We start from the raw sequence: 22,649 nt of genomic DNA on the forward strand, positions 1-22,649 counted from the left end.
GTGATACGCCATATGATTCTGTTCGACAGGTAGCGTCGTATCATACGAGCTATCATTGCCCGATGGACTCGCTGCTCGAGGCCGCCGATCGTGCACTCTCTCTGATCGGCGACAACTGGGATGCCGGCCAGGCCGAATCGGCCGACGTCGACTTCAAGGAGACGCCCGACACCACGAACGGCGGGGTCCCGGGGGCGAGAAAGAACTTCCGGGAGATGCTGGCCGAGACCGCCGTCTGCTTCGCGAACGGCGAGGGCGGAGCGATCGTCGTCGGCGTGAAGAACCGGGCCCCCACCGCCGAGGCGGCGATCGCCGGGGTGCCGTCGGCCTACGAGATCGAAGAACTGGTCCGGTCGATCTTCGAGAACACTGCGCCCGCGATCACCGTACGCCCCCAGGTCCGGGAGATCGCCGGTAAACGCGTTTTCATCCTGGTCGTCCCCAAAGGAGTGGGGGTGCACAGCACCCGTAAGGGCGTCTACAAGATCCGGCTCCACGATCGGTGTCTGCCGTTGGCCGGAGACCAGTTGAAAGGGCTGCGCGCGCTCCGGGAGAACTACGACTGGACGGCCGAGCCGTCGGGAATGGGCCTCGAATCCCTGTCTCTGGCGGCGCTGGAGCGGGGCGCCATGCTGCTGCGCCGGTGGGGCCACGACGACCTGGCCGACCGGGCGGAGGCCGACACCGAGGCCTTTCTGCAGGCCACGGGACTCCTGCGCGACGGCCAGATCACCCGGGCGGCGATCCTGCTCTACGGCAGGCCCGACGCGCTACGCCGCGTCAGCCCGGGATGGGGTGTGACCCTGCAGACCAGGGAGTCCCCCGGCGGCGAGCCGACGATCCTCATCCGCCACACCGAGCAGCACTCCGAGCAGCCGCTGGTCATCCTGCTCGAATCGCTGATCGCGGCGGTGCGGGTGCTGGCCAAGGTGAACACCATCCGCGTGGGCGCGGTGCAGGTGGAACTGGTCGACTATCCGCCCGACGCGCTGCGCGAGGTCATCGCCAACGCCTTCGTCCACCGCGACTGGGAGGCGCCGGGCGTGGTCGAAGTGATCCACACCCCGGACGAACTGGTCGTCACCAGCCCCGGAGGGCTCCTGCCGACGCTCCGGGTCGACCGGCTGCTGCACGACGCCTCGGCGCCGCGCAACCGGCTGCTGGCCGAGAACATGTCCCGCCTCAGGCTGGCGGAGATGGCCGGCCTCGGCCTGGACCGTGCGTTCCGCGAGATCGCCCGCCTGGGGAAGGAGCCGCCGATCCTCGAAGACGGTCCCCGGTTCCGGGTGACCCTGCCGGGAGGTCGGGGCGACGAGGCGTTCGCACGCTTCCTCAACGGCCCCGGATTCCCGGCGAATCTCTCCGGTGATCTGGACGTCCTGATGGTCCTCACCGCCCTCCGGCATACCAAGAGCATGAACGCGAACGCCCTGTCCAGCCGGCTCCAGCGGAATGTGAGCGACGTCGATCGCACACTGCGCCGAATGGGCGAGGTCGATCTGGTGCAGCCGACCAAGGGGACGGCGCGGAACCAGTTCCCCAGCTACACCCTGACGCCCTCGGCCGTCGCCGGGATGCGAGCCGCGATCAGCTACCGGGTCGACAGGATCGACGCCGAGGACAACAAGCTCATCCGCCATCTGGAACGGCATGGCCGCATCTCCAACGAGGACGTCCGCAACTACCTCGACTGCGACATCGCGACCGCCCGGAATCGGCTCACCCGGCTGCGGCGGAAAGGTCTGATCGACTTCGCTCCCGACAGCCCTCGCCGGGGGGCGAAGGTGGTCTACGTGAGGTCGGCGACGTTCCCCGGCGAAACGACCGTTCCCTCGTAGCGGCGGCGCATGATCGGGCCCGCCGCGAAGACGTGGTCGTCGCCGTCGGCGCGGGTGCCGGTGAGGGCGTCGACGACCACGGGCTCGGCCTCGCGGCCCGTCCGGCGGTCGACGAGGATCATCGCACGGTCGCCGGGGGCGAGCCGGGAGTTGCGCCAGGCCGCCATCGCGACCAGGACCGGCCGCAGTGAGCGGCCCAGGTCGGTCACCTGCCGGAATTCGCCCTCGACGGACGCCTGGCCCTGGTCGCCGGGGGCACCAAGGGCACCGGCGCCGCCGTCGTCGACCGGCTGAAGGCCGCCGGGGCGGAGGTGGTCGCCGTCGCGCGCTCCGCCGCCCCCGACAGCGCGGCCGACCGGGTCGTCGTCGCCGACCTTTCCTCGCCCGGCGCGGGCGCCGCGATCGCGGCCGAGGCGCCGGCGCCCGACATCCTGGTGCACGTCGCCGGGGGGTCGAGCGCGCCCGCCGGGGGGTTCGCGGCGCTCGACGACGACACCTGGCGGCGGGAGCTCGACCTCAACCTGCTGGCGGCGGTCCGGCTCGACCGGGCGGTCGTGCCGGGCATGGTCGCCAAGGGGGCCGACCGCCTGGCCGAACGGCTGTCCGCCCGGCTCGGCGGCGACGTCGAGGCGGCCTGGGCGTCGCCGTACGACTCACTCGGCGGTGTCCCGCTCGGGAGGTTCGCCGAACCCGGCGAGGTGGCCGAGGTCGTCGGCTTCCTCGTCTCCGACGCCGCCGCGAGCGTCGTCGGCGCCGACTACCTGGTCGACGGCGGCACCGTCCCCACCTTCTGAAAGGAACAGCCCATGCGTCCCGACGCCGTGCGCGCCTACCTCGCCCTCTCCCAGAGCGACGACCCGACCGCGGCCGCGGTCGCCTTCGCCGACGACGCCCACGTGACCGACGACGGGCACTACCACCACGGCCGGGCGGCGATCAGGGAGTGGCTCGGGCGCACCTCCGCCGAGTTCGACTACACCTCCACCCCGATCGGCGGCGACGACACCACGGTCACCTGCCGGGTCGAGGGGAACTTCCCGGGGAGCCCGGTCGACCTCGACCACCGGTTCGAGCTCGACGGTTCCGGGCGGATCTCACGGCTGGAGATCGGCGTGCATTAGACCGTGCCCCACACGATCGGGGCGGCCAGCACCTCGGGGAATTTGCGTTCGGCGTATTTCACGTACTCGTCGATGTGGGCCGCCATGGCCTCCGCGGACTTCTCCGGGGAACGGTCGCGGATGGCCTCGTAAATCTTCACGTGGGCGCGGTGGACGGCCGAACGGCGCACTTCCGGATAGTCGATTCCGATGGCCGAACCGTCGAGGATTCCCAGTAGCGCGTCGATCAGGTAGCCGAACATGGTGTTGCCCGAGCCGTGGGCGATGATGTCGTGGAATCGTTTGTTCTCGGCCAGGAACACGCTCTGGTCGGAGAGGCCGGCGCGCATGTCGTCGACGCTCGACTTGAGCGCCGCGAGTTGTTCGTCGGCCATTCTCTCGGCCGCCAGCCGGGCCATCATCGGCTCCAGTGCCGCGCGGGCCTCGGCGACCGTGCGGAAGGGGGCGTTCTCGAACTGCAGGAGCAGGGTCAGCGTGGTGACGAGGCTGGTCGCGTCGGGCCGCTGGACGACCGGGCCGCCGCCGGGGCCGGGCTTGAGCGAAAGCACACCCTGGAGTTCGAGGAAACGCAGCGATTCGCGGAGGGTGCCGCGGCCCACTTCATAGGTGTCGAGCATGGCGCGTTCGGGCGGAAGGCGGTCGCCGATGGTGTTGCCCCGGCGGTTGATGTCCGCGACGATGCGCTGGGCGACCAGCATGGCCGTCTTCTGCGGACGCAGTGACACCTGAGCCATTTCTCATGACCTCCGAGAGCGAAACGCGAAGACGCCCTTCGGGCCCCGTTAGTTTCTCACATACGGGATGAGGCGGAGCATCAACGTTTTATCTCGTGCATTTGAGAAAGAATCGATGCGCATGATTAGTGACGGTGTTGCCAGCGCGGGACTGGGCGGAGCCGGGTCAGCACCAGCGTGACGGCCACGGCCGCGACCGGCACGCACATCGCGGTGAGCCAGCTCGTCATCGCCATGTGCCGGACCGTCTCCACCCGGCCGTGGACGAGCACGACCACGGCGAACTGGGCCAGCGCCGCGAGCGGCAGGACCACCGCCAGGCGTCCGAGCGTCTTCTCCGACGGGGTCAGGGAGCGGCGGCGCACCACCAGGCACCCGGCGCCGGCCGTCGCGAGCCAGAGCACCAGCACCAGCAGCGGCCCCTTGCGGAAGACCTCCCAGACGGTCGAGTAGACGACGACCCGGTGCTCCTGCTCGCCCTCCGGCCTCCCCGTGCCCTCCGGATAGGAGCCCAGGTAGTTGGGGCGCAGACCCGCGACGCCCTGGAAACCCCATCCGACGGTACGGACGGCGTGCCACGGATGCGTGGCGTAGAACCCGGCCACCTGGAGGGGGGAGGGGTGGGCGGTGCGGTGGTACGCGTCCGCGAACCCGGCCCACGCCGGGTCCTCGCGCGACAGGCCGGCGGCGGGGGCGAGTTTCGGGTCCAGGCCCAGCGAGGCGAGGTCGGCGGCGGCCGTGGGGTCGTCGTGCAGGATGGTCTGGAACACCGCCTTGTGGTCGTCGAACCTGGCCTCGGTGACGGTGTGGAAGATGCCGAGACCGGCGATCCAGGTGGCGACCATGAGCGCCACGATGCGGCGGCCCCGCACCCACAGCAGCGCGAACGCGATCACCGGCACGAACGTCACGTACTCCGGCCGCGCCCCGACCAGCAGCAGCGCCGGGACGACGGTCGCCAGCACCCTCGGCACCGTGGGCCGCTCCCACAGGAACAGCAGCGCGACGACGAGGAACCCGGCCGCCACGAGCGCGGTCGGTTCGGCGTACGGGGAGATGAGATACCCGGCGAACCCGGCGTCGGCGTACAGGAGCCCGACCGCCGAGGCGAACCCGGCCCGGAACAGCGGCCGACCGGGTGTGACGGCCACGAGCAGCCCGCAGATCACCCCGACGAGCAGCGCGAACAGCACCCCGAGCGCACGCAGGTCGAACGCGCCGGGGTAGCCCAGCAGCGGCGTCAGCCACTTCCCGGCGGCCTGCGCGAGCAAGGCGGTCGAGAATTCGGGCGGGCAGTTCTCACCGGTCCACGCGTGCGCGGTCCAGGTCGGCTGCACGTGCTCCCACCCGGCCAGCGCGGGGTTCCGGAAGTTGGCCAGCCCGAGCCGGCACGGCAGGTTCTCGCCGAACCCGGCGAGCCCGACGTGTCCCCCGAGGAACAGCCGGACCTGCATGACCGCCGCCCACCCGATTCCGACCAGCACCGCCACCAGCGGATGACGCCGGACCCCGGCCCGCCGGAACCCCGGGATCAGCCGACTCCGCCGAAGCGGCGCCGAGCCGGCGCGGGGTTCTGTCTCCGCACGACCGGTCTGAGCCAGATGTCTCCCGAGGCGGGCCATGGAAGGCAGCCAGGGCAATCGGCGCTTCTGCGGCCTGGCGACCGTCGGGCCGTCGCCCCGACGTGTCCCGGGGCGGGTCATGGAAGGCAGCCAGGGCAATCGGCGCTTCTGCGGTCTGGTGGTCGTCGGGCCGTCGCCCGGACGTCTCCCGAGGCGGGCCCGGGACAGCAGCCGGGCCAACCCGCGCTTCTGTGGCCCGGCGACCTCGGGGTAGCGGTCTCCCCACGTCACCGGGCCGCCGGTGTCCTGCTGGTCGAGGGTCATGCCGCCATCCCTTCACGCAGGGTTCCGACCGTGATGTGGTGGCGTTCCCGGCCCACCCAGCACGACCGGTCCGGGCCGAGCCGGATGCGCAGCCCCCGTAGCCGCCCGGCGAACATCGCCGCGTTGGCGCGGCAGCGGTTCCTGGTCAGCCCCTGCGGCTCGACCCACTCCCACTCGTGTGGCAGGGCGCACTGGACGTCGCGGCCGTCCAGGTTGCAGCGGCGGATGGCCGCCGACTCGGGGCGGTTCATGATGCCGCGCAACGGGGCCGTCAGGACCGGGCCGCCGTTCGGGTGGGTGGTCGGGACCAGCAGGTCGCAGCGGAGGGTGCGGTCGCCGGCGGCCCACTCGTCGGGGGTCGGGACCCGGCCCCAGACCGAGACGCCCCACTGGGCGTCGTGCGGGCCGGCGGCCAGGTAGGGGCGGATCGGGCGGTAGTCGCAGCCGGCCGTCACCATCGGGACCAGCAGTTCGTGCGGGGGCCGGATCGGGGTGTCGGCCAGCGGGCCGGTCAACTGCGTGACCAGGTAGGTCTCGGTCTGGTGCGGCTGGGTGCACGGGACGGGGGGCCGGACGTCGCTCAGGGCGTACAGCTCCTCCGGCTGGGACATCACGTGACAACTTCCGACGGGCATGGCCGCGCTCGGGTGCGTGGCGGCCGGGGCGGCGCACGCCGTCGCGACCAGAAGCACGGTGAATCTGCCCCAGAGAAACACGGTCTTGCCCACGGGACCTCCTCGGGGGCGTCAGGGAAAACTCGCGGCACCGTAACAAGCCGGCCAGTCCGGGGGCGCGAGGACGCGCGGTGACTGACCCTGCCGAGTGAGCCGCCACGCGCGGCTGAGGTGGCCGGACCTGAGCGAGGGCTAGGTTGCAGGTCGTTCTAGAGGGGGGAACATGGCCGTTCGGGTGGCCCTTTCGGGGGTGCTGGGGGCGCTGCTCCTGGCGGTGCTGCTGGTCGACGACCGGATGCGGGGCTGGGAGGCGGTATTGGCCTCCCATGTGGTCGCGCTGGTGGCGCGGACCGAGACGGCGGTCAACTCGGTGATGGCGATCCTGTCGTTCAACGAGGAGACCGGCGACGCGGTCGGGCTGCGGATCTCGCCCGAGTGCACGTCGGGGTTCCTGATCGTGCCGCTGCTCGGGATCACGATCCTCGTCCTCTGGTTGTCGCGGCGGGCGAGCGGCTGGCCGCTGGTCGCGCTGGCCGTCGCCGTCGTGGTGCTGTTCGCGACCAACCAGGTGCGCATCCTCGCCCTCGTGGTGCTGATCAAGGGGCTGGGCTTCGACCCCGGCTACTACTGGGGGCACACCATGGTCGGCTCGGTGATCAGCGTGTTCGGCATCGGGGCGGCGCTGGTGGCGTACACGCTGCTGACGATGCGGGGGGTGCGGCGCTGATGGGCTATCTGCTCGGGCTGACCCAGGCCTTCGCGCTGTTCCTCAGCGTCACCTTCCTCACCTACGTCCTGACGATCGTCCGGCCCTATCTGCGGCAGCGGCCCGACCCGGCGGGGAACCCGGCCGCGTTCGAGTGGCACCTGTTCATCCCGTGCCGCGACGAGGCCGCCGTGATCGGGCCGACCCTGCGCTACCTGCGTGAACGGTTCTCCCACGTCAACGTGTGGGTGGTCGACGACGCCTCCGACGACGACACGGCCCGCATCGTCGAGGAGATCGCCCGGGGCGACGCCCGGATCCACCTGGTGTCGCGCGAGCGGCCGGAGGCGCGGACCGGGAAGGGCGACGCGCTCAACGCCGCCTACCGCGCGCTCGACGACTTCCTCCCGCCGGACGCCGACCGCACCCGGCACGTGGTCTGCGTGCTGGACGCCGACGGGCGGCCCGCCCCGAACATGCTGAGCGTGTGCGCGGGCGAGAAGCTGTTCGCCGATCCGGCGATCGGGGCGGTCCAGATCGACGTGTGGATGATCAACCGCGACGACCGCACCCCGTGCCCGGAGCGCGGCCGGTTCCGGAACGCCTTCGGGCGGCTGCTGGTCCGGATGCAGGACCTGGAGTTCCGCGGCCCGATCTCGGCGATCCAGCTCGGCCGGCGGCGCAGCGGCACGGTCGCGATGGGCGGCAACGGCCAGCTCACCCGGCTGAGCGCGCTCGACAAGGTCGCGGCCGGCGGGCAGGGGCCGTGGGGCGGCTCGCTGCTGGAGGACTTCGAGCTGGGCGTGCAACTCCTGCTGGCGGGGGAGCGCAACGAGTACACCCCCGACACGTGGGTCGAGCAGGAGGGCCTCTGGTCGTTCCGGCGGCTCATCACCCAGCGCACCCGCTGGGGGCAGGGCACCATGCAGTGCGCGAAATACCTGCCGGAGATCTGGCGGTCGGCCCGGTTCAGCAGCCTCGGCGCGCTCGAAGTGCTCTACTACCTGTCGCAGCCGTGGATGCAGCTCCTCGGCACACTCGTCTACCCGATCCCGATGATCTACCTGGCCGGCCGGGTGATCGCCGACCCGGCCGGGATGACGTGGTGGCTGGCCGAGGGCGGCTGGATCCTGTTCGCCGTCTACGCCACCTTCGGCATTCTGCCGTTCATCATCTGGGGGCCGCTTTACTGGTGGCGCTGCGAACCCCGGGTCGGGCTCGGCAAAAGCCTGCTCTACGGGATCGCCTACGCCTTCTATATTTACAACTTCTACCTCACTTCATGGCGCGCCTTCTGGCGGATCATTCGCGGCCGGAGCGGCTGGGCGAAAACCCGGAGAAATGCCGAGACCCATGTCGCGGGCACGCCGGTGGCCCGGGAAATGTGATTCCCGGGCCATTTCGGCGACTATCGCACCTTGTGCATTCTGAAGAGCAGCGCGCCGCCCACGATGAGCACGGCCGCCAGCGCGATGATCATCGCCAGGGGAATTCCGGTGAACGGCAGAACGGCCAACGGGACACCGGTCTGCCAGCGGGGACCGTGCCCCCAGGATCCGTACACAATGACACCTCAGTTCTCGGAATGGATGAATTCGGCGCACGCCCTGGCCACGCGGGCGGCGGCGTGGCCGTCGCCGTAGTGGCAGGGGGCGACGTGCCTGACCCGGCCGGCCACGGCCGACTGGAGGAACAGGCCGGCGGTCTTGGTGACCAGTTCTTCGTCGGTGCCGACCAGGTGGGCACCGCCGTCGTCGAGGGCCTCGACGCGTTCGGTGGAGTCGCGCATGACCAGCACCGGCAGGCCGAGCGCGGCGGCCTCCTCCTGGACGCCGCCCGAGTCGGTGATCGCCAGCGCGCTGACGGCCAGCAGCCGGGCGAACTCCCGGTAGGGCATCGGCGGCACGCACCGGATGTTGGCCCGGGGGCGCACCACCTGGTCGAACACCTGGCGTACCGCCGGGTTGAGATGGGTGGCGACGACGAAGTCGACGCCCGGATGGTCGGCGGCGAGCCGGTCGGCGACGCGGGCGACGCGCCGCATCGGCTCCCCCCACGACTCGCGGCGGTGCGCGGTGATCACCACCAGCGGCCGGTCCCGGGGCGCGGGCCGGTCGGCCAGCACGGCGGCCAGCGCGTCGACCACCGTGTTCCCCGTGACCACCACCCGGTGGGCCGGGATCCGCTCGGCGAGCAGGTTCGCGCGGGCGGAGGCCGTCGGCGCGAGGTGCAGATCGGCCAGCGGCGCGATCAGCCGCCGGTTCGCCTCCTCGGGAAACGGGGTGGCGCGATGGCTGCGCAGCCCCGCCTCCACGTGGGCGACCGGAATCCGCCGCAGGTATGCCGCCAGCGCGCCGCCGAACGCCGACGTCGTGTCTCCCTGGACGACCACGAGATCAGGCTTGAGCTGCCCGAACACCTCGTCGAGCCCGAGCACGACCTCGGCGGTCAGCACGGGCAGCGTGGCCGCCTCGCGGCGCAGCTCCCGGGAGATCCCGGCCCCGAACAGCGCGAGCACCTCGCCCACCACCGCGCCGTGCTGGCCGGTGTGGACGACGTCGACCTCGGCGAAGGCCCGCAACTCCGGGACGACCGGCCCGAGCTTGATCGCCTCGGGACGGGTGCCCACGACCACGCAGACCCGCTTCACCAGCCGCACCCGGTCCGCGCGTCGCCGAGCACGACCGCGATGGCGTGTGCCCGGTCGCGTGCGCCGATCTTGCGCAGGATCGACTTGACGTGGGTCTTCACGGTCTCGTGGGCGATGCACAACCGCCCGGCGATGGCCCGGTTGTCGAGGCCCAGGATGATCTCCTCCAGCACTTCGTGCTCGCGCGGGCTGAGGTCGAACCGGGTGCGGTGGCCCCCGCGCCCGGCGGCCGAGCGGCCGAGCCGGTCGTCGACGATGACCTGGCCCTCGGCCACCCGCTCCAGGTGGAACAGCAGGTCCTCCAGTGGCGAGGACTTCAGCAGGTACGCGTGCGCGCCCGCGTCGAGCGCCGCGCGCGCCAGGTTGACGTCGTCGACCGACGTGAGCACCACCGGCATCACCCCGGGATGCTCCAGGCCGATCCAGCGGCACAGTTCCAGGCCGCAGTCGTCGCCGATCCTTGTCTCGAATATCACGATTTCCGGCGTGAACCGGGAAATCATTCGGCGGCCTTCCGCCTCGGTGGTGGCGGAGGCGGCGACCGTGAATGCGGGGGCCTGCCGGAAAAAGGCGCGCAATGCGAGATGCGCGAGCGGGGCTTCGTCGACGACGACGATCTGGCACGTTTCCCGGCGGACGGCTCCGCGTGTCACCATTTCGGCTCCTGTTCTTCGACGCTCAATTTAACGAGCGAATGGAGCCGTTCCGGGGACACCACACTCACTCTCTGGAGTGAACTGACACGTCCCTTACCGTTTCCCGCTCGGCGCCCGCATAACTTGGAGCGCCACCGACTTGTTTAGGAAGCCCGCGGAGGGCCTGTATATGTTTCTCGGACGTACTTTCGCCGTTTCTCTGGCGGCGGTGACGACGCTGCTGGCGGGAACGACGAGCACCGCCCACGCGCGCAGCGACACGGTCAACGCCTACGGCGCCTCGATCGCCCTGCCGCTGGGGCTCGACTTCGGTCCCGCGCCGGTGGCGGACCTCGGCAACCCGACCGCCACGGTCGCGTCGGTCAACGTCGGCACCGTGTCGACCGGCGTCGTCGCGGTGGAGGTCGAACAGAACACCACCGTCGGCACCGAATCGGCGCGCGCGTCGGTCGACGGCCTGAGCGCCACGCTCCTCGGCGTCGGCTTCAGCGCGGGCGCCGTTCGGGCGGAGTGCACCGCGGCCACCGGCGTGCCCACGACGGGCTCGACGGTCATCGCCGACGGGGAGGTGCTCGGCACCACCCTGAACAACAACCCGGCGCCGAACACGACGCTCCTGTTCCCGCCGCTGCTGCCGGTCATCGAGGTCCGCCTCAACGAGCAGATCAGCAATCCCGACGGGAGCCTGACCGTCCACGGCATGCGCGTGCGGGCGCTGTCGGGCGTCGGCGACGTCATCCTGAGCTCGGCGACCTGCGGCCCGGCCACGCTCGACCCGCCGAACGAGGCGCCGCTGGCCTCCGGCGCCGGCCTCTACCTGGCGCTCGGCCTGGCCGCCGCCGGTGGCGGCGCGATGTTGCTGCGCCGCCGCCGTCAGTTCGGCTGATCCGTCTCGTGAAGGGCGCCCCCGGGTGGGGCGCCCTTCTCATTTGGGCACGTAGAGGGCGAACCAGGAGTAGCCGAAGTCCTTGTAGTAGCGGGCTCGGTAGTGCCTCTGCAGGCTCAGATAGCCCGGGTCGGTCTCCACGAAGGCGCTGTTCTGGTGTTTCCGGCCGCCGGACACCACCCAGACCCGCTCATGCTGCCCGGTCTGCTCGATCAGCTTCCGGTACGGCTCCGCGTACACCCCGACGAACCACTCATAGGTGGGATCGACGTACAGCACCCGGTCGCCCGGCCGCACCCGTTCGAGCAGCGCGGCGGCCATCGACCGCAGGTCGTCGGGCCGGTGGTCGGGCGCGCGGAGCCACAGGTGCCTGGGCACCGTCAGCGCGACCAGCAGCGCCAGCGCGATCCACGTCAGCGGTCTCGGGCGCAGCCGGTCGAGCCCCGCCCCGGCCAGCAGGGCCAGCCCGGGGAGGGCGAACAACACGTAGCGGGGGCTGTAGATCGGATAGACCAGCGAGATCAGCATCGACAGCGGGATCAGCAGCGCCCACGCCCCGGCCACCCGGCCCAGCGTGCCCCGCGCCCCGAAGGCGGCCAGCCCCAGCAGCGGGATGATCGCCCACCTGCTGCCCATGACCTCCTGGGCCAGCTCCGGCAGGGCCGCCCACGTGGGCGGCTGGAGCCACCCGAGCTGCACGCCCCGCTGCCCCGCCGCCAGCACCGCCAGGGGTGCCAGTCCCGCCGCCGCGATCGCCATCGCCCGCAGGAAGCGCCTGCGGTCGGGCGCGACGAAGACGTGCGCCACCACCAGCAGCAGCCCGTAGACGTGCGACCACCCCAGCAGCACGATCACGACCGCGTAGAGCACGTGGGAGCGCCGGGTCACCAGCAACCAGGTCGCCAGCACCGCCAGCGCGGTCACGATCGCGTACGACCTGACCTCCTGGGCGTACCGGGTCACCATCGGCAGCGCCGCGAAGACCAGCCCGGCCAGCAGGCCCACGCGGGCGGAGGCCAGGTGGCGTGCGATCGCGGCGATCCCGTAGGCCGCGGCGGCCATGGCCAGCACGGAGGGCAACCGGAGCGCGAGCTCCGACGTGGAGATCCACGCCACCGGCCGCAGCAGCAGGTAGTAGAGGGCGTGCACCCGGTCCATGTGGCCGAGCAGGTCCCACAACTCGCCGATCGGCCGGGAGGCGGCCAGCGCGGACACCGACTCGTCGCGCCAGAACGAGGGCACCCAGACGTTCCACAACCCGACGAGAAGCGCGACGGCGGAGGCCGTCACTTCGGCGTGCCGCCTGGTCAGCGGCATAACCGGCATTTCGGTCAAGGCCCTCGTCATGGCGCCAATTCATACCACTTGACCGGGCCGCCGTTATGAACGTACGTTCATGAACATGCGTTCATTCATCGCGAACACCCATCAGGCCGAGGCCTGGAACGGCTACGAGGGTGCCCACTGGGCCGCCCACCACGATCGCTACAACGCCGTCAACGACGCCTTCAACCCGTTCCTCCTCGACGCCGTCAGGCCGGGCGACCGCGTCCTCGACGTCGGGTGCGGCACCGGGCGCACCACCCGGCTGGCCGCCCGCACGGCGGCCTCCGCCCTGGGGATCGACCTGTCCGGCCCGATGCTCGCCACCGCCCGCGAGCTCGCGAGCGGCGGAAACGTCGACTTCGTCCAGGGCGACGCGCAGGTCCACCCGTTCCCCGATTCGTCGTTCGACCTGGTCGTCAGTAGATTCGGGATCATGTTCTTCGGCGATCCCGTCGCCGCCTTCGCCAACATCGGCCGGGCCCTCGCGCCGGGCGGGCGGCTCACGTTCCTGTCGATGCGCGGCTACGGCGACCTGGCCCAGGTCGTCTCGGCCCTCGGCCTGCCCGACCCCGAGCCGGGCACCGGTCCGCTCGCGCTGGGCGACCCCGAGACGGTCGGCCGCGTGCTGACCGAAGCCGGATTCACCGGCGTCGTCGCCCGCCCGGTCGACGCGCCGCAGAACTGGGGCGCCGACGCCGCCGACGCGGCCGCGTTCCTGGGGGCCTGGGGCCCGATCCGGCATCAGGCCGGAGACGGCGCCGCCGAGAGGCTGCTCCCGGGGCTGCGCGCCTTCGAGACCCCCGACGGCGTGTTGCTCAACGGCGAGGCGCTGCTGGTCGGCGCGGTGCGGCCGTGATGGCGCCGCGCCGGGCGCAGGCCGTCGACGCCGGGGTGGACCTGCGTGACCACCTGATCGGCACCGCCGCACGGCTCATCGCCCGGCGCGGCACCGCGGGGCTGACCGTGCGCGAGATCGCCCGGGAGGCGAAGGTGGCCACCGGGGTGCTCTACAACCACTTCGCCGACAAGGAGGAACTGCTCGCCCTCGGCCTCCACGGCCACGTGCGGGCGGCCGAACGGGGTCTGCCGCCGCTGCCCGACGACGATGAGGAGGTGGGGCGGGCGCTGCTGGCGTACACGAGAAGGGCTCTTGACCTGCACCTGGCCATCGTTCCCGCGTTCGAGAACGTGGCGCCGGAGGTGCTCGAACGGTTCACCGGGCTCGGCAACCCGGCCGCCGGCGGGCAGGGGCTGCGCGACCAGCTCGCCGCCTATCTGCGGCGGCAGCGGGAGGCGGGGGCCATCGCGGCGGACACGCCGGTCGGCGCCGCCGCGACGATGATCATCGGGGCCTGCCACGAGGTCACCCTGCGCGCCCCGGCGGTCGTGCCCGAGGGGTTCGCCGAAGACCTGGTCACCATCGTCCTCACGGGGATCCAGGTGCGGTAACGAAGCCCGCGATACAGTCGTGTAATGGTGCGAAGCTCGTTGGGGTGCCCGTGAACCTGCCCGGGGCCTGGCCGATCACCGACGACGTCGGGTCGATGCGTGACCGCATCGACGCGTTCGCCTCGGGTGCCGGGCTCACCGGAGCCCGCCTCCATGACCTCGTGTTCGCCGTCAACGAGGCGGTGGTCAACGTGCTGGAGCACGGCGACGGGCTCGGCACCGTCCGGATCTGGCTGGAAGACGGTCAGATCGTCGTGGAGGTGACCGACCTGGCGGGTCGGCTCACGCCCGCCCACCTCAACCCCGCCCGGCCCTCGCTCGACGGCCGTCGCGGCTTCGGCCTGTGGCTCATGAGCGAGGTCTGCGACCAGCTCACGATCGAGCAGGGCGACGGCGGCTCCCGGGTGGAGATGCGCATGAACGTCGACGACGACTCCATCAAGCCCCGGGACGGCGCGCGGCAGCGCCTCGGGGTGGCCGTGACGCGCCAGGCGGCCGGGCCGCTGGTGACGGTCTCCGGCGACCTCGACGTGACCACCTCGCCGCAACTGCACGCGGTGGTCAACGACCTGCTGACCTCAGGAAACACCCACATCGCGGCCGACCTGTCGGAGGTCTCCTTCTGCGACTCCAGCGGCCTTCGGGTGCTGCTGGTCTCGACGGTCGCGGCCCGGGAACTGGGCGGGCTGATGGTGCTGGCCGGGGTGACCGAGCCGCTCGACCGGCTGTTCAGACTGACCGGAAGCCTCACCGTGCTCGCCGTCCGCGACAACGCTGAGGAGGCGTTGAACCTGCTCTCCGAGCACCGGGCCGGCTCATGACCCACGAGCTCGACGACCTGATCGCCCGCCTCCAGGAGGAGACCCGGCTCGTCGAGACCCTCCACGAGGTGGGCCGCGCGCTCGCCGCCGACCTCGACCTCCCCCGGATCGTGCGCACCGCCTGCGACGCCGCGACCTCGCTGACCGGGGCGGCCTTCGGCTCGTTCTTCTACAACGTCTACGACCTGAACGGCCAGAGCTACTTCCTGTACGTGCTCTCCGGCGTGCCCCGAAGCGCTTTTGAGGGCTTCCCGATGCCGCGCAACACGAAGGTGTTCGACCCCACGTTCCGGGGCGAGGGCGTCATCCGCATGCACGACGTGCGCGCCGACCCCCGCTACGGCCAGAACCCGCCCCACCACGGCATGCCCGAGGGCCACCTCGACGTGCGCAGCTATCTCGCCGTGCCGGTGATCTCCCCGTCGGGCGAGGTGCTCGGCGGGTTCTTCTTCGGCCACCCCGAGCCGGGCATGTTCACCGCCCGCCACGAGCAGCTCGCCTCCGGCGTGGCCGCGCAGGCCGCCGTCGCCATGGACAACGCCCGCCTCTACCAGCGCCATCGCGACGCCGCCGTGGAGCTCCAGCGCAGCCTGCTGTCCCCGCTGCCGCACGTCCACGGCGTGCGGCATGCCTGGCGCTACCACCCGGCGCGCGGCATCGACGTCGGCGGCGACTGGGTCGACCTCATCCCGATCGACGAGGGCCGGGTCGCGCTCGTGGTCGGCGACGTGATGGGCAAGGGCATCCAGGCCGCCGCCGTGATGGGGCAGATGCGCACGGCCGTGCGCGCCCTGGCGGTCAGCCACATGTCGCCGGGCGAGATCCTGCGCCAGGCGGCCGTGGTGTTACGGGCCGCCGACCAGGCCCGCCTGGTGACCTGCTGCCTCGCCGTCTACGACGCCCACGCCGAGACCCTGACCTGGGCCAACGCCGGTCAGCTCCCGATGTTGCTCGACGTGGCGGGCGGGCCCCACCGGTTCCTCGACGACGGAGCCGGGCCGCCGCTGGGCGTGGTCGACTACAACTACGTCGAGCACAAGGTGCACTTCCCGCCCGGGGCCCGGCTGCTCCTCTACACCGACGGCCTGGTCGAGCGGCGCGACCGGGCGATCGACGCCGGGATGGGCGCCCTCAAGGCGCTCTGGCAGGGCACCCGGCACCTCTCCGACCTCGACGCGGTCGCCGACCGGCTCATCGCCGAGCTGGTCGACGTCCGCGCCCACGAAGACGACATCGCCCTGCTGGTCGTCACGACCGGTTGAAGGTGGTCGTGAGCTCCAGTGCCTGACCGGTCCGGGCCGACTCGTGCGCCTTCAGCATGATCTCCAGCGCGTGGCGGGCGACGTCGCCGCCCATGACCTCCTCGGCCGTGCCGTTCACGACGTCGGCGAGGTGGTCGACGAGCAGGGCGCGGCGCAGCTTGTCGACGCGCCGCTGGGCCGGCTCCAGGTGGGCGAGGTCGAGGTCGACCCAGCCGCTCAGCCCGGCGGCGGCCTCCAGCAGGAACAGGTCGATGCCCCGGCCGCCGTTCACCGGCAGGTTGTTCGGCAGGTTCAGGGTGCCCTTGCGGCCGAAGACCTCCAGGCGGGGGCCCTTGGCGGCGTTCACGTTGAAGGTGCCGTCGACGACGGCGAACGTGCCGCCGCCGAAGTCGAGCATGATCAGGGTGTTGTCGTCGGTGGTGACGGTGATCTCCTTGCCGGCGTACGGGCCGGAGCGCACCACCCGGGTCGGCTCGGTGACGCCCGAGAACGCCGACACCCGTTTGGCCGGGCCGAGCAGGCCGAGCATCTCGTGGATGCCGTAGACGCCGACGTCGAACAGCGGGCCCGAGCCCTCCTGGTAGAACCACGACGGGTCGGTCGGCCAGTTCATCATCGAGGCCGGGCCGCCGTGGCTGGCCCGGACCTTGGCGAACGCGACCTTGCCGATGACCCCCTCGCGGATCAGCCGGGCCGCCTCGATCCGGCTCGGGTAGAGCATGTTCGGCGGCGAACAGACGATCTTGAGGCCCCTCGCGGCGGCCAGGTCGATGAGCGCGTCGGCCTCCTCCATCGTGGTGGCCAGCGGCTTCTCGGTCGCCAGGTGCTTGCCCGCCTGAAGGATCTTCAGCGAGGTCGGGCCGTGCGCCGGGATGGGGGTCAGGTTGAGCACCAGGTCGATGTCCGACGCGTCGAGCATCTCGTCGAGCGTGGCGTAGGTCTCCCGCGCGCCGTACGTCTTGGCGGCGGCGGCGGTGCGCTCCTCCACCGGGTCGCACAGCGCGACCAGTTCCACCTTGTCGGCGATGTGGTGCAGGTTGGGCAGCACCCCGTAGTCGACCGTGGCGATCGCCCCGACCCCGAGGACCCCGAGCTTCAACATCAGACACAACCCTTTCTCAACCCTTGACCGCGCCCGCGACCATGCCCTGCATGAGGCGCTTCTGGACCAGCAGGAAGAACACGACGACCGGGATCGTGAAGATCACGCTGGCCGCCATGACGCCGCCCCAGTCGGAGTAGTAGCTGGAGAAGAACTGCTGCAGCGCGACCGGGAGCGTCTCCCTGGACGACTGCTGCATGTACGTCGCCGAGAACATCAGCTCGTTCCACGACGTGATGAACCCGTAGATCGAACTGGCCGCCAGCCCCGGCCAGACGAGCGGGAACACGACGAGCCGCACGGCCTTCATCCGCGAGGCCCCGTCGACCATCGCCGACTCCTCCAGAGAGACCGGGATGTCCATGAAGAAACTCCGCAGCATGTACGTCGCCAGCCCCACCGTCAGCGCCAGGTGCGACAACACGAGCCCCTGGTAGGTGCCGAGCAGATCGGTGTTGCGCAGCACCACGAACAGCGGGATGACCAGCACCGTCTGCGGCAGCATCTGGATCGACAGGATCACGATCAGCAGGTAGCGCTTCATCGGGACGTTGAACCGCGCCAGCGCGTAGCCCGCCAGCAGCGCGATCAGCCCGGTGATGAGCGTGGTGGCCCCGGCGACCAGCAGCGAGTTGAGGAACTGGCGCGGGATCGCCCCGGAGAACAACTCGGTGTAGCGCGACAGGATCGGCTCGTGCGGGATGAACTGCGGGGACACCGTGAAGATCTCGGTGTCCGGCTTGAGCGAGGTGACGATCATCCAGAAGAACGGGAACAGGCTCGCCGCGCAGATGAGCACCATCGCCGGGTAGACGATCAGCCTCCGGGTCATGTGCCCTCCTTCGACAACTTCACGTAGACGGCGGTGATCCCGGCCAACAGCAGGAACGTGACGACGGCCATCGCCGCCGCGACCCCCTGGTCGAGCACGGTGAACGCCTGCAGCCAGGTCAGCAGCGACAACACCTCGGTGCTGTGGCTCGGCCCGCCGGGCGGGGTGGTCATCACCAGGAAGTGGTCGAACGACTGGTACGCGAAGATCGTCGACATCACGCCCAGGATCGTCAGCAGCGGCTTCATCATCGGCAGCCGGACCCTGACGAGCTGCTGGTAGAAGCCCGCGCCGTCGACCCTGGCCGCCTCCAGCACCTCACCCCGGGTCGCGCGCAGCCCGGCCAGCATCGAGATCGCGATGAACGGCACCGAGTGCCAGACCACGGCGATCGTGATGGCGACCAGCGAGGCGAACCCGTCGTTGAACCAGGCGTAGCCCTTGAACGAGTCGAAGCCGAGGGAGACCAGCAGCCAGTTGGCGATGCCGTACTGGTCGTTGAACATCCACTTCCAGATGATGCCGCTGGCCACCCGGGGCATCGCCCAGGGCAGCAGCACGACCACCGTGACGATCCTGGCCGCCCACGACCCGGCGTCCAGGACGAGCGCGATGGCCAGGCTGATCAGCAGGGTGGTGACCACGCAGACGACCGCGAAGATCGTCGTGCGGAGCAGCGCGGCGAGGAAGTAGGGGTCGCCGAAGATCTCCGTGTAGTTGTCGACGCCGTTGAAGGCCCCGGTCATGAGGTATTCGCCCTCGTGGAACGAGAGCCAGACGGTCCGCACGATGGGGTAGCCGACCACTCCCAGGATCACCGCCAGGAGGGGGGCGAGCAGGAGGCTCGGCAGGCCGAACCGGTCCCACCGGGACCGGGTCCGGCTTCCCGCGCGGGCGGGCGCGACCGTGTGCCGTGCCCGCCTGCTGGTGGTAGAGGTCATTGTTGTCCGATCGCGGCGTCAATCTGCGAGGCCAGTTCCTGCATGGCCGCTTCGGGCGTCTTCTGCCCGTTCATGATCGCCTGCATCGCGTTGACGATGGCCCCGGTGCCCTCGACCTTGCCCCAGGTGGCCACCGGCGGGATCGACCGGGTGTTCGGCGCCTGCTCGGCGTAGGCCCGCAGCAGCGGGGTGGAGAACGAACCGCTGGTGCGCTCCTTCTCCAGGGCGTCGACGGTCGCCGGGAGGAGACCGATCTTGGTGGTGACCGGCACGAGGTTCTCGGTCTTCATCAGGAAGTCCACGAAGCTCCTGGCGGTCGCCTTGTTGTCACACCCCTTGAAGATGGCCAGGTTGCTGCCGCCCGCGAAGGTGTCGTTGTTGCCGCCGGGGCCGGCGGGCAGCGGCGCGGTGGCGAGCTGCTGCTCCATCCCGGGGTTCTGCGCGAGGATCGTCTTCAGGTCCCACGAACCGCCGACCATCATGCCGATCTGCCCGAGCGCGAACGCCTTGGACGCGTCGGCGCCCTGCCAGGTGGCCGCCCCTTCGGGGGCCAGCTTGTGCTTGGTCAGCAGGTCGGCGTAGAAGGTGAAGGCCGCGACCGCCTCGGGCGAGTCGACCTTGGCCTTCCAGGCGCCGCCCTCCTGGGTGGCGATCTCGCCGCCCCAGTTCCAGATCATCGGCAGCCAGTACCACTGGTTGCCGCCGATGATGCCGAAGCCGTTGACGCCGGGGTTGTCCTGCTGCACCTTCGTCGCCGAGCTCAGCACCTCGTCCCACGTCTTGGGGGCCGCCAGGCCGGCCTTGTCGAAGAGGTCCTTGCGGTAGATGAGCGCCCGCACGCCGGTGTCGTAGGGCACCGCGTAGGAGACGCCGTCGAGCACGGTCGAGTCGATCATGCTCTGGGTGTAGACGCCCTTCATCGACGCCGGGTCCTGCGCGATCGGCTCAAGGGCCTGGAGGCCGGCGAACTCCGGGCTCCACGTGTTGCCGATGAGCGCCACACACGGCACCGTGCCGCCGGCGATGCTGGTCAGGTAGGTCTTGTGCGCGTCGGCGCCGAGGAACCGGAGGTTCACCTTCGTGCCGGGGTGGGCGGTCTCGTAGTCCTTGGCGAGCTGGACGATCGTCGGCTGCTGGGCGGCGCCGATCGGGTCGCCCATCCACACGTCGATGGGGCCGGCGACCTCACCGGTCGCGTTGCCCTCCGCGGCGTCGTCCCCGCCGCAGGCCGAGGCGAGCATGAGTGCGGCCGCCGCCGACGTGGCGGTGATGACCTTCAGTGCGCTTTTCCACGGTCGTTGCATTTCTTCTCCTGGCAATGGCGGTCGCGAAAGCGGTGTATGAGCGCCCCCCGTGCGCATTGGTCCTGGGTCGGGCAGCCCGTGGGCTACCGGTGGCGTTCCTCCAGGTGGAGGAACTCCTCGAAGAGCGGTTCGTACACGTTCGCCAGGTTCGGATCGGCGGGCACGGTCCTGGCGACCCGTGTCCACCGCTCGTGGGACGCCTGTCCGGACAACGCCCGGTCGGCGATCATGGCCGTGCCCAGGAGCCCGGCCTCGGTCGTCTCGGGGACCGTCAGGTCCCGCTTCAGCACGGCCGCGAGGATGCGCAGCCAGAGGTCACCGCGGGCGCCGCCGCCGACCGCGACCAGCTCCGCCGGGTCCCGCTGGTCGAGCGCGGCCCCGGCGATGACCCGGAGCCAGAAGGCGGTTCCCTCCAGTACGGCTCTCGCCAGATCCGGAGCGCCGTGGGCGAGGGTCAGACCGTGCACGGACCCCCGCGCGGAAGGGTCGTGCCCCAGGCCGCGCTCACCCATCAGGTGGGGCAGGAAGACCACCCCGCGGGAGCCGGGCGGGATCGACTCCGCGGCGGCGACCGCTTCGGGGGCTCCGGTGCCGGTCAGCTCGGCCGTCCAGTCGAGCGCCGACCCCGTCGAGGTCGCGGCGGCGAAACACAGGGGGTCGGTCAGCGCGGCGGCGGACTGCGCGGACGCGAAGCCGCCCACGGCGCCGGCCGTGCCGAGATAGACGCAGGCCCGCCGCGGGAGCACCGCCGCCGAGCCGAGCAGGGTGGCCATCCAGTCGCCGGTGCCCATGACGACCGGGGTGCCCTCGCGGAGCCCGGTCACGGCGGCGGCCTGTTTCGTGACCGCTCCGGCGATGTCGAGCGGTTCGCCGATCGGGGGCAGCCGGTCGGCCGAGATGCCCGCCTCGGTGGCGACCGCCGGTGACCAGGCGCCGTCGCGCAGGAAGCCGGTGCCGCTCGCCTCGTAGCGGTCGGTGGCGACCTCGCCGGTCAGCCGCATCCGCAGGAAGTCCTTGACCGGCAGATACCACCGGGCCAGCACGGCCAGCGGGTCGCGCCCGGCCCACCACGCCACCCGGTCGGCCGCGCTCGGCCCGCCCGGACGCTGGTCGGGCCACAACAACGCGGGCCCGAGGACCTTGCCCTCGTCGGTGACCGGCACGACCGTGTGCATGAAGCCCGAGATCGCCACCGCCCGCACGCCGTCCAGCGGCAGCCGGGAGACGCACGAGACCAATGCCCGCCACCACGTCTCCGGGTCGGCCTGCACGGCGGTCGGGCCGGGGTGGTCGACCGGCGTGCGCCGCGAGGTCATGGCGACGATGCGGCCCTCGCCGTCGACGACGGCGGCCTTCGCGCCACTCGACCCCTGGTCGATCGCCAGGACGTGCATGCCGGTCACCCCCCTTCTAGGGCTCGATCAGGACCTTCATCGCGAGAGACCGCTCCTTCTCGTCGGCGGCGGTGAACGCCTCGACGATCCGGTCGAGCGGGAACCGGTGGGTGATCAGCGCATCGGCCGTGACCTGCTCTCCGGCCACCAGCCGCAGCGCCTCGGCGTAGGCGCCGGGGCCGTAGCTGTTGGACCAGTGGATGGAGACCTCCCGCACGTACGCGACGTGCGGTTCCAGGCGCGGCGGGGTCGGGTAGACGCCCAGCACGCACACCGGGGAGCCTTCGGCGACCGACTCGACCGCCTGCTGGAGCGTCACGTCCGGGACGGCGACGGCGTCGACGACGAGGTCGGCGCCCTTGTGATGGGTGAAGTCCTCGACGGCCCGCTTGGCCTCGGCGGCGAAGGCCACCTCGTCGGCCGCGCCCGCCGCGAGCGCCAGGTCGAGGAACTCCTTCGCCGTGCCGGTGAGCAGGACCTCCACTCCGTGGGCCCGCAGCACCTGGCCCATGGTCAGGCCCATCGTGCCGCTGCCCAGCACGACCGCCCTGCTCCCGGCGGGCGTCTTCACCAGGTCGTAGGTGTGCACGCCGCACGCGTAGCAGTCGAGGATGGCCCCCGCCGCGAGGGAGACCGAGTCCGGCAACACGTGGACGCGCTCGGCGGGGGCCAGGTCGTATTCGGCGAAGCCCTCGCTGGTCACGTGGACGTCGCCGACGTAGCCGCGCCTGCGGCACAGGTGCGACCGGCCGTTGCGGCAGGGCGGGCACTGGCCGCAGGCGATGAGGTGCTTCGGCTCGACGGCGACCCGCTGGCCAACCCGCAGGCCGGTGACCTCCGCGCCGAGCGCGGCGATCTCGCCGGCCAGCTCGTGGCCGTCCCGGCCGGGCTTGTCGGGGCTGTGCTGCCATGGGCCCTGACCCCGGAAGGCCAGCACGTCGCTGCCGCAGACACCGGCCGCGCCGACCCGCACGAGCACCTCGCCGGGGCCGGGCAGCGGGATCGCCATCTCCTCGATCCGGATGTCCCGGCCGCCGTGGAAGACGGCGGCACGCATCATCTTTCGA

General features: G+C 71.3%; 24 protein-coding genes. 10 read left to right on the forward strand and 14 right to left on the reverse strand.

The window, feature by feature from the left end:
- Positions 1-62 precede the first annotated feature (62 nt).
- On the forward strand, positions 63-1,838 hold the full coding sequence (locus AW273_RS30440; protein WP_062355681.1) for an RNA-binding domain-containing protein: 1,776 nt from the start codon (positions 63-65) through the stop codon (positions 1,836-1,838).
- On the opposite strand, the gene AW273_RS38210 is transcribed toward AW273_RS30440, so the two are convergent.
- Positions 1,790-2,047, reverse strand: a complete 258-nt coding sequence (locus AW273_RS38210) for a hypothetical protein (RefSeq protein ID WP_198168441.1) — start codon at positions 2,045-2,047, stop codon at positions 1,790-1,792. The genes AW273_RS30440 and AW273_RS38210 overlap by 49 nt on opposite strands.
- A gap of 33 nt (positions 2,048-2,080) precedes the next feature.
- Between AW273_RS38210 and AW273_RS35860 the strand changes: the two genes are divergently transcribed.
- Positions 2,081-2,632 (forward strand): SDR family oxidoreductase, encoded by a 552-nt coding sequence (locus AW273_RS35860; RefSeq protein WP_269750271.1) that lies wholly within the window; start codon positions 2,081-2,083, stop codon positions 2,630-2,632.
- Positions 2,633-2,644: 12 nt separating this feature from the next.
- Positions 2,645-2,959, forward strand: coding sequence for a nuclear transport factor 2 family protein (locus AW273_RS30455; protein WP_062355687.1), 315 nt, complete (start codon positions 2,645-2,647; stop codon positions 2,957-2,959).
- On the opposite strand, the gene AW273_RS30460 is transcribed toward AW273_RS30455, so the two are convergent.
- The 3 genes from AW273_RS30460 to AW273_RS30470 form a co-directional block, all read right to left on the reverse strand.
- A complete protein-coding gene (locus AW273_RS30460; RefSeq protein WP_062355690.1) occupies positions 2,956-3,693 on the reverse strand; it encodes a FadR/GntR family transcriptional regulator in 738 nt (245 codons plus the stop codon). The genes AW273_RS30455 and AW273_RS30460 overlap by 4 nt on opposite strands.
- 125 nt (positions 3,694-3,818) lie before the next feature.
- On the reverse strand, positions 3,819-5,579 hold the full coding sequence (gene wsfD / locus AW273_RS30465; protein ID WP_157556330.1) for a glycan biosynthesis hexose transferase WsfD: 1,761 nt from the start codon (positions 5,577-5,579) through the stop codon (positions 3,819-3,821).
- Positions 5,576-6,307 (reverse strand): septum formation family protein, encoded by a 732-nt coding sequence (locus AW273_RS30470; protein WP_062355697.1) that lies wholly within the window; start codon positions 6,305-6,307, stop codon positions 5,576-5,578. Before AW273_RS30470 ends, wsfD begins: the two co-directional genes overlap by 4 nt.
- Positions 6,308-6,476: 169 nt before the next feature.
- Here AW273_RS30470 and AW273_RS30475 point away from each other — a divergent pair, with 169 nt between their 5' ends.
- Positions 6,477-6,980 carry an archaeosortase/exosortase family protein gene (locus AW273_RS30475; RefSeq protein WP_063910158.1) on the forward strand — a complete coding sequence of 168 codons (504 nt, stop codon included), beginning with the start codon at positions 6,477-6,479 and terminating at the stop codon, positions 6,978-6,980.
- Entirely contained in the window at positions 6,980-8,347 is a 1,368-nt protein-coding gene (locus tag AW273_RS30480; protein WP_062355704.1) for an XrtP-associated glycosyltransferase, read from the forward strand. The genes AW273_RS30475 and AW273_RS30480 overlap by 1 nt, the downstream gene beginning before the upstream one ends.
- Positions 8,348-8,367: 20 nt before the next feature.
- On the opposite strand, the gene AW273_RS37585 is transcribed toward AW273_RS30480, so the two are convergent.
- Genes AW273_RS37585 through AW273_RS30490 form a run of 3 tightly spaced genes read right to left on the reverse strand, consistent with a single transcriptional unit; the run spans position 8,368 to position 10,265 of the window.
- A complete protein-coding gene (locus tag AW273_RS37585; RefSeq protein ID WP_157556332.1) occupies positions 8,368-8,523 on the reverse strand; it encodes a hypothetical protein in 156 nt (51 codons plus the stop codon).
- Positions 8,524-8,532: 9 nt separating this feature from the next.
- Complete coding sequence (gene wecB / locus AW273_RS30485) at positions 8,533-9,609, reverse strand: non-hydrolyzing UDP-N-acetylglucosamine 2-epimerase (RefSeq protein WP_198168443.1); 1,077 nt, start codon at positions 9,607-9,609, stop codon at positions 8,533-8,535.
- Complete coding sequence (locus AW273_RS30490) at positions 9,606-10,265, reverse strand: LuxR C-terminal-related transcriptional regulator (RefSeq protein ID WP_062355711.1); 660 nt, start codon at positions 10,263-10,265, stop codon at positions 9,606-9,608. The genes wecB and AW273_RS30490 overlap by 4 nt, the downstream gene beginning before the upstream one ends.
- A 208-nt stretch (positions 10,266-10,473) precedes the next feature.
- Between AW273_RS30490 and AW273_RS30495 the strand changes: the two genes are divergently transcribed.
- A complete protein-coding gene (locus tag AW273_RS30495; protein WP_062355714.1) occupies positions 10,474-11,151 on the forward strand; it encodes a choice-of-anchor P family protein in 678 nt (225 codons plus the stop codon).
- A gap of 39 nt (positions 11,152-11,190) precedes the next feature.
- On the opposite strand, the gene AW273_RS30500 is transcribed toward AW273_RS30495, so the two are convergent.
- A complete protein-coding gene (locus tag AW273_RS30500; protein WP_062355717.1) occupies positions 11,191-12,468 on the reverse strand; it encodes a glycosyltransferase family 39 protein in 1,278 nt (425 codons plus the stop codon).
- 85 nt (positions 12,469-12,553) lie between these two features.
- Here AW273_RS30500 and AW273_RS30505 point away from each other — a divergent pair, with 85 nt between their 5' ends.
- From AW273_RS30505 to AW273_RS38215, 4 genes are read left to right on the forward strand one after another with little or no spacing between them, the layout of a single operon-like run.
- Complete coding sequence (locus AW273_RS30505) at positions 12,554-13,333, forward strand: class I SAM-dependent methyltransferase (RefSeq protein ID WP_062355874.1); 780 nt, start codon at positions 12,554-12,556, stop codon at positions 13,331-13,333.
- A complete protein-coding gene (locus tag AW273_RS30510) occupies positions 13,333-13,926 on the forward strand; it encodes a TetR/AcrR family transcriptional regulator (protein WP_062355720.1) in 594 nt (197 codons plus the stop codon). The genes AW273_RS30505 and AW273_RS30510 overlap by 1 nt, the downstream gene beginning before the upstream one ends.
- A gap of 50 nt (positions 13,927-13,976) precedes the next feature.
- Positions 13,977-14,747 (forward strand): anti-sigma factor antagonist, encoded by a 771-nt coding sequence (locus tag AW273_RS30515; protein ID WP_157556336.1) that lies wholly within the window; start codon positions 13,977-13,979, stop codon positions 14,745-14,747.
- Positions 14,744-16,009 carry a PP2C family protein-serine/threonine phosphatase gene (locus tag AW273_RS38215; protein ID WP_062355726.1) on the forward strand — a complete coding sequence of 422 codons (1,266 nt, stop codon included), beginning with the start codon at positions 14,744-14,746 and terminating at the stop codon, positions 16,007-16,009. Before AW273_RS30515 ends, AW273_RS38215 begins: the two co-directional genes overlap by 4 nt.
- On the opposite strand, the gene AW273_RS30525 is transcribed toward AW273_RS38215, so the two are convergent.
- The 6 genes from AW273_RS30525 to AW273_RS30550 form a co-directional block, all read right to left on the reverse strand.
- Positions 15,996-17,111, reverse strand: a complete 1,116-nt coding sequence (locus AW273_RS30525; protein ID WP_062355729.1) for a Gfo/Idh/MocA family protein — start codon at positions 17,109-17,111, stop codon at positions 15,996-15,998. The genes AW273_RS38215 and AW273_RS30525 overlap by 14 nt on opposite strands.
- 16 nt (positions 17,112-17,127) lie before the next feature.
- Entirely contained in the window at positions 17,128-17,943 is an 816-nt protein-coding gene (locus tag AW273_RS30530; RefSeq protein ID WP_062355732.1) for a carbohydrate ABC transporter permease, read from the reverse strand.
- Entirely contained in the window at positions 17,940-18,884 is a 945-nt protein-coding gene (locus AW273_RS30535) for a carbohydrate ABC transporter permease (protein ID WP_062355735.1), read from the reverse strand. Before AW273_RS30535 ends, AW273_RS30530 begins: the two co-directional genes overlap by 4 nt.
- Positions 18,881-20,188 carry an extracellular solute-binding protein gene (locus AW273_RS30540; protein WP_062355738.1) on the reverse strand — a complete coding sequence of 436 codons (1,308 nt, stop codon included), beginning with the start codon at positions 20,186-20,188 and terminating at the stop codon, positions 18,881-18,883. Before AW273_RS30540 ends, AW273_RS30535 begins: the two co-directional genes overlap by 4 nt.
- An 83-nt stretch (positions 20,189-20,271) precedes the next feature.
- On the reverse strand, positions 20,272-21,582 hold the full coding sequence (locus tag AW273_RS30545) for a xylulokinase (RefSeq protein ID WP_157556340.1): 1,311 nt from the start codon (positions 21,580-21,582) through the stop codon (positions 20,272-20,274).
- 16 nt (positions 21,583-21,598) lie between these two features.
- Complete coding sequence (locus tag AW273_RS30550) at positions 21,599-22,642, reverse strand: zinc-dependent alcohol dehydrogenase (protein ID WP_062355744.1); 1,044 nt, start codon at positions 22,640-22,642, stop codon at positions 21,599-21,601.
- Between the last annotated feature and the right edge of the window lie 7 nt (positions 22,643-22,649).

The organism is Herbidospora yilanensis, assembly GCF_001570565.1.
GTDB classification, from domain to species: Bacteria; Actinomycetota; Actinomycetes; order Streptosporangiales; family Streptosporangiaceae; genus Herbidospora; species Herbidospora yilanensis.